Here is a 5,951-nt window from a genome sequence, read left to right as displayed (position 1 = left end):
CCGGGCTTGGTGAGCGAACCGTGGGCGAGGAACGCGCCCCGCCACGCCGCCTCGGAGGCGGCGACCGAGCCGCCGACGACCGCGGCCGGCAGTCCTCGGACCGTCCGGCCGGCGTTGTCGACCAGCCCGAGCTGACGGGCCAGGTCCGCACCCCGGTCGATGACCCGCAGGACGAACTTGCGGGCGGGACGTCCGCCCGAACCCCCGATCGGGTGGATCTCACAGGGGACGGAGAACAGGGCGTCGAGTTCGCCGGCGAGACGGTCCGCGATCTCGCCGGAGTCCACCTCCGCTTCGATCACGAGTCGGTTGGACAGGACCTGGAGGGTGCCGGCGAACCTCAGCAGGGCGGACACCTCGGCCCTCCTGGTCTCGGAGTTCCCCACGGGGACCCTCACCAGTTCGGACTTGACCTGTGCGGTCAGCGACACGCCCTGCTCCTTCGTTCTCGGCTCATCGACCCGGCCCTCATCGCACCGAGTCGGCGAGCGCCGAGGCCAGCAGTGCGGGGTCGTGGACAGGCCTCATCGTCCCATCTTCGGCGGTCTTCGCTATCTCCGCGGTCATCACGCGTGCCCCCAGTCCCGCCGCGGCCCGTTCGAGATGCTCGCGTTCGGTGGCGCTCAGCGGCATCCTCGGGTCCACGAGCAGGACGTCGATGTCGACCTCGGGAGCGTGTTGACGCAACACGTGGAGGTGTTGCTCGGCGGAGAACCCGGCGGTCTCCCCCGGCTGGGGTGCGAGGTTGAGCACGAGGGCCTTGGTCGCGGCCGTCCTCTTGAGCGCGGTCGCGATCTCGGGCACGAGCACGTTGGGGATCACGCTGGTGAACCACGATCCGGGTCCGAGGACCACGAGGTCGGCTCCGGTGATCGCCTCCACCACGCCCTCCGCGGCGGGCGGAGCGGCCGGGATGAGGGTGACCCGGCGAACGCTGCCCGGTGTGGTCGCGACGGCGACCTGTCCGATGATGGTCCGCACGACGCGGGGGTCCGCTTCCAGACCGACGACCTCTGCGGCGATGTCGAGGGCGACCGGGGACATCGGCAGGACACGGCCGGTGACACCGAGGATCGACCCGACCGCGTCGAGTGCGTCGACCGGGTCTCCGAGCAGCTCCCACAGGCCGGCGAAGACGAGGTTGCCCACCGCGTGTCCGGCCAGCGCCCCGGTGCCGCCGTAGCGGTGCTGGAAGAGTCGGGTGAGCAGCGCCTTCTCGTCGTCTTCGGCGGCGAGGGCGCACAGGGCCATCCGTAGGTCGCCCGGTGGGAGGATGCCCAGCTCGCGCCGCAGTCGCCCCGAGGAGCCGCCGTCGTCGGCGACCGTCACCACCGCGGTGACGTGGTCGGCGACGAGGCGTGCGGCCCGGAGGGTCGCCGACAGGCCGTGGCCGCCGCCGAGGGCGACGAGGGACGGGATACCGCTGTCGTGTGTCATGGCCGGCCTCATTCCCGCCCGAGGTCGCGGTGGCGTACGTGGACCTCGACCGAGTCGAGGCCGGACAGTCTGCCGGCGAGCGACTCGGAGATGGCCACGCTCCGGTGCTTGCCCCCGGTGCAGCCGACCGCGATCGTCATGTAGCGCTTGCCCTCGCGCCGGTAGCCGGTCATGGCCAGGCGGATCATGGACACCGCCGCGCGCAGGTACTCCTCGATGGATTCGTCGGCGAGGACGTAGTCCTGGACGGGCTTGTCGCGCCCCGTGTGCGGCTGGAGCTCGGGGATCCAGTGCGGGTTGGGCAGGAACCGCATGTCCATCAGCATGTCGACGTCCACGGGGACGCCGTACTTGAACCCGAACGACTCGACGGTGAGGTGGAAGTCGAACCCGAGGTCACCGAAGGGGGTCTCCAGCCGGTGGCGGAGGTCGTGGACACTGAGCGCCGAGGTGTCCACGACGACGTCGGCACGCCCCCGCAGCCCCTCGAGGATCCTGCGCTCCCGGGTGATGCCGTCGATCAGGCCGCCACCCGACTGCAGCGGATGGGAGCGACGGACGTTGTTGAACCTGCTGACCAGCGCCTCGTCCGAGGCCTCGAGGAACAGGATCCGAGCCTGCGGGCGCCGATCGAACAGGTCGAGGAGGTCGCCGAGGTGTTCGTCGAACCCGAGGCTGCGGGTGTCGGCGACGATCGCCAGGCGGAGGGGCTCGTCGTCGGACTCCTCGAACCGGGCGAGCAGGTCGCCAACGAAGGTCAACGGGAGGTTGTCGACGACATACCAGCCGAATTCCTCGAGGACCTTGGACGCGGTCCCCTTGCCCGCCCCGGACATGCCGCTGATCAGGAGGAGCTCGCGCCCCCGCGCGGCGTGGCCGTCGTCGTCACCTGCGTCCATCGTCTCACCTCGTGTCATCGGTCAGTCCCGGGTCGGTCTGTCCCCGGTCGGGCTGCCCGCCCGAGTCTCCCACGTCGGCGGCGGCCGCGTCCGCGGGCTCGGCACCACCGAGAGTCGCCCGGATCGCGGCGGCGACCCCCGGACCGATCCCCGGCACGGCGCACAGCTCGTCCGCGCTCGCGGCGCGCAGTGCGGACACGGTCGGGAACGTCTCCACCAACGCCGCCCGACGGGTGGGCCCGAGGCCGGGGACGTCGTCGAGCACGGAGGCCGTCATCCGCCTGGACCGCGCGCTCCGGTGGGCACGGATGGCGAACCGGTGGGCCTCGTCGCGGAGCCGCTGGAGCAGGAACAGCCCCTCCCCGTGGCGCGGGAAGATCACGGGGTACTCCTCTCCCGGGAGCCAGATCTCCTCGAGTCGCTTGGCGATCCCGACCACCGGTACGTCGGTGACCCCCAGCTCGGAGAGGACCTCGGCGGCCGCCTCGACCTGGGGCCGACCACCGTCGACGACGAAGAGCTGTGGCGGGTAGGCGAACCGGCGGGACGCGGGGGCGGCGTCCCCCGTTCCCGCGTCGTCGTCGACCGGCCCGTCGACCTCGTCCGGGGTGACGGAGGGGTCCTCGTGGTGACGCCGGAAGCGACGACGCGTGACCTCGGCGATGCTGCCGACGTCGTCGGAGTGGCCGCCACCCGCGGCGTCGCGGATGCGGTAGAGCCGGTAGTCGCTCTTGCGCGGGATGCCGTCCTCGAAGACGACGAGGGAGGCCATGACGTCGGTGCCCTGGGTGTGGGAGATGTCCACGCACTCGATGCGCAGGGGCGCTGAGTCCAGCTCGAGGGTCTCCTGGATCTCCTGGAGCGCCGCGGAGCGGGCGGTGAGGTCGCCGCTGCGCCGGAGTTTGTGCTGCGTCAGGGCCTCGACGGCGTTGCGGTGGACCGTCTCCGCCAGGGCCCGCTTGTCACCCCGCTGGGGTACCCGGAGCGACACACGGGAGCCGCGCAGTGCCGAGAGCCACTCCGCGAGCTCGTCCGAGTCCTCGGGCAGGGCGGGCACCAGCACCTCGCGGGGTACGGCAGCCGAGATGTCGCCGGATTCGGCCGCCTCGGCGAGGTCGGCCTCTCCCCCGTAGAACTGCGCGAGATAGTCGGAGACGACCCCGGGCACGGCACGGGCCGCGTCGAACTCGCCGTCGGCGTCGACGCCGTGGGCGTGTTCGACCACCCAGCCGCGCTGACCGCGGATGCGGCCCCCGCGCACGTGGAACACCTGGACGGAGACCTGCAGTTCGTCGACCTCGACGCCCACCACGTCGGCGTCGGTGCCGTCACCCAGCACGACGGCCTGCTTCTCCATCGCACGCCGCATGGAGCCGAGGTCGTCACGCAGCCGCGCGGCCCGTTCGAAGTCGAGGTCCGCGGAGGCCTCGAGCATCCGCTTCTCGATGCGGCGCATGATCGCATCGGTACGTCCGGCCAGGAAGTCGATGAGCTCGTTGACAATCGCGCGGTGCTCGTCCGGGGTCACCCGTCCGATGCAGGGGGCGGCGCACTTGTCGATGTATCCCAGCAGACAGGGCCTGCCGAGCTGCGCCTGCCGCTTGAACACCCCGGCGGAGCACGAGCGGACGGGGAACACCCGCTGCAGAGTGTCGAGGGTGTCGCGGATGGCCCACGCGTGTGAGTAGGGCCCGAAGTAGCGGGTCCCCGGGCGCCGGGGTCCCCGGTAGACGAAGGCACGGGGGAACTCCTCCCCCACGGTGACCGCCAGCATCGGATACGTCTTGTCGTCGCGGTACCGGACGTTGAACCGGGGGTCGTACTTCTTGATCCACGTGTACTCGAGCTGGAGCGCCTCGACCTCGGTGGACACGACCGTCCACTGCACGCCGGCCGCGGCGAGAACCATCCGCCGGGTACGGGGGTGGAGGAGGGACAGGTCCGCGAAGTACGAGCTCAGCCGGCTCCGCAGGTTCTTCGCCTTGCCGACGTAGATGACGCGCCCGTGCTCGTCACGGAAGCGGTAGACCCCCGGCTCCGTCGGGATCGAGCCGGGGGCCGGGCGGTAGGTTCGCGGATCGGCCACGGCGGGTCAGCGGTCGGCGACGGTCTCGGGATCGGCGGCCGAGGGCTTGTGGGTGCGGACGGCCTCGCGCAGGCGCGCCATGCCGTCGATCCCGTGCTGGCCGTCGATGGACTGGATAGCCCAGATCCCCGCGTGCTCGTAGGCCGGGAGTTCGAGCCGGGGCCAGTAGCTGGAGCGCGGGAACGTCAGCCCGACGACGTCGTCCCAGCCCCAGGTCCGGACGCGCAGCGGCCCGCGGAGCTCGACGCCCTGCTGCCCGACCCGGACGCGGATCCGCAGGAGGGTCAGCAGCACCCCGGCGAAGATGAACCCGATCACTACGAAGGCGAACTGATCGGCGATCCCGATCGTCACCCCGGTGTCACCGCGGACGAGGATCACCGCCCACACCACGTGGACGATGACGATGAGTACCGCCACGGCGATCGCGGTGGTGCGCATCCGACGGGGCCGGTGCTCGAACTCCCAGTTCTCGTTCATCGACCGGTCCTCAGGTCGCGCAGGGCGATGGCGGCGCCGAGCACGGCGGCGACGGCCTCTCCCCCCTTGTCCTCGGAGGCACCCTCGTGGCCGTCGCGGTCTCGGGCCTGGCCCTCGTTCTCGGTGGTGAGCACCCCGTGGGCGACAGGGGTGGCCTCGTCGAGGGCGATCCGGGTGAGCCCGTCGGTCACCGAGCGACAGACGTAGTCGAAGTGCGGGGTCGCACCCCGGATCACCACGCCGAGCGCCACGACGGCGTCATGGGTCCGTGCGAGCTCCTGGGCCACCACCGGTAGCTCCACGGCTCCGGTCACGCGGGCCAGGGTCACCACCGCGCCGGAGGCGTCGGCGACGGCCAGGGCCCGGTCCAGCAGTTGGGCGCAGATCTCCTGGTGCCAGGTGGAGGCCACCACCCCGAGCCGCAGCCCGCGGGCGTCGGGGATCACCAGTTCCGGTCTACCGCTGCCGCTCATGGCTGATCCTCTCCGTCCACGTCCACGTCCACGTCGGCGCCGGCCGGGCCGGCGGGTCCCTCGTCGAGCCCCTCGAGCAGGTGGCCCATCCGGTCGCGCTTGGTGCGCAGGTACCGCAGGTTCTCGGGCGTGACCGCCGTCGGCATGGGCACCCGGGCCACCACCTCCACGCCACCGGCGCGCAGGGCGTCGGCCTTGGCGGGGTTGTTGGTCATCAGTCGTACCCGGGTCACTCCGAGGTCGCGCAGCATCTGTGCGGCCAGGCTGAAGTCGCGGGCGTCGGCGGGCAGGCCCAGGTCGAGATTGGCGTCGACGGTGTCGCGTCCGGAGTCCTGCAGTTGGTAGGCGCGCAGTTTCTGCACCAGGCCGATCCCCCGGCCCTCGTGCCCACGCATGTACAGCACGACCCCGCGCCCCTCCTCGCACACCGCGGCGACGGCAGCGTCGAGTTGCGGGCCGCAGTCACAGCGCAGCGAGTGGAACACGTCGCCGGTCAGGCACTCGGAGTGGATGCGGACGGAGACCGGATCGTCCCCCCCTATGTCGCCGGCCACCATGGCGACGTGTTCGACTCCC

7 protein-coding genes are annotated in these 5,951 nt (G+C 71.6%); all 7 read right to left on the bottom strand.

Annotation, left to right across the window (positions count from 1 at the left end; all coding sequences use genetic code 11):
• Positions 1-431 (bottom strand): DNA-binding protein WhiA (gene whiA / locus G6024_RS03250; RefSeq protein WP_159148009.1); only part of this gene is annotated, 431 nt, incomplete at its 3' end.
• A gap of 37 nt (positions 432-468) precedes the next feature.
• On the bottom strand, positions 469-1,437 hold the full coding sequence (locus G6024_RS03245; protein WP_067716358.1) for a gluconeogenesis factor YvcK family protein: 969 nt from the start codon (positions 1,435-1,437) through the stop codon (positions 469-471).
• An 8-nt stretch (positions 1,438-1,445) separates the two neighbouring features.
• Positions 1,446-2,336, bottom strand: a complete 891-nt coding sequence (gene rapZ / locus G6024_RS03240) for an RNase adapter RapZ (RefSeq protein ID WP_067716361.1) — start codon at positions 2,334-2,336, stop codon at positions 1,446-1,448.
• A 4-nt stretch (positions 2,337-2,340) separates the two neighbouring features.
• Positions 2,341-4,422: an excinuclease ABC subunit UvrC gene (gene uvrC, locus G6024_RS03235; RefSeq protein WP_067716363.1), complete on the bottom strand. Its 2,082-nt coding sequence runs from the start codon at positions 4,420-4,422 to the stop codon at positions 2,341-2,343.
• Between the two features lie 6 nt (positions 4,423-4,428).
• Positions 4,429-4,902 (bottom strand): PH domain-containing protein, encoded by a 474-nt coding sequence (locus tag G6024_RS03230; RefSeq protein ID WP_067716366.1) that lies wholly within the window; start codon positions 4,900-4,902, stop codon positions 4,429-4,431.
• Positions 4,899-5,375, bottom strand: a complete 477-nt coding sequence (gene ribH, locus G6024_RS03225; protein WP_067716367.1) for a 6,7-dimethyl-8-ribityllumazine synthase — start codon at positions 5,373-5,375, stop codon at positions 4,899-4,901. Before ribH ends, G6024_RS03230 begins: the two co-directional genes overlap by 4 nt.
• Positions 5,372-5,951: GTP cyclohydrolase II (ribA, locus tag G6024_RS03220; RefSeq protein WP_159148007.1), on the bottom strand; the 580-nt coding region annotated here is incomplete at its 5' end. The genes ribH and ribA, both read right to left, overlap by 4 nt.

Origin of the sequence: Dietzia maris, assembly GCF_014144855.1 — a bacterium.
GTDB lineage: Bacteria > Actinomycetota > Actinomycetes > Mycobacteriales > Mycobacteriaceae > Dietzia > Dietzia kunjamensis.
Note: the sequence above shows the minus strand (reverse complement) of the source record. Positions and strands in the feature narration are given on the sequence as shown.